At 53.1% G+C, this 503-nt stretch carries 1 protein-coding gene; it reads right to left on the reverse strand.

The window, feature by feature from the left end:
• Positions 1-107: 107 nt before the first annotated feature.
• On the reverse strand, positions 108-503 hold a 396-nt coding region (locus HMPREF0577_RS10525; protein ID WP_004013884.1), incomplete at its 5' end, for a methyl-accepting chemotaxis protein.

Consider the following 503-nt stretch of genomic DNA (forward strand, 5'->3'; position numbering starts at 1 on the left):
GCAACTGCCCTAAAGTTGCTGTGTTCTTCTAACGGTTTGCCCCCCGGAATTTTCCGGGGGGCAAACGTTGTGGGGTAGTAATCTGAAAGTCTAGAGACTCGCAGTGCTCACAGTTTAAAGGCTTCAGCTTGTTTTTTGAGCGAGCCGGAAGCGGCACGGAGCTGGACGAACTGTTCGTTCATTCCGTCTACGGCGGTGCGGCTGTCTTTGGCGGTTTGCGCCAGGGAAGCAATCGAGCCGGAGATTTGGGACATGCCATCAGCGGCTTCCGAAACGGAGCGTGACATTTCGTTGGTGGTTGCGGTTTGTTCCTCTACCGCCGCCGCGATGGTGGTTTGGTAGTCGTTGATTGAGGAAATAATGTTGGTGATTTCACCTATCGCGGTGACGGCTTCTTCGATATCGGCTTGAATCTGGGTGATTTTATCGCCGATTTCACTAGTGGCGTTTCCGGTATCCGAGGCTAAATCCTTTACTTCCCCGGCTACAACCGCGAAGCCTTT

Origin of the sequence: Mobiluncus mulieris ATCC 35243 (assembly GCF_000160615.1) — a bacterium.
Lineage (GTDB): Bacteria > Actinomycetota > Actinomycetes > Actinomycetales > Actinomycetaceae > Mobiluncus > Mobiluncus mulieris.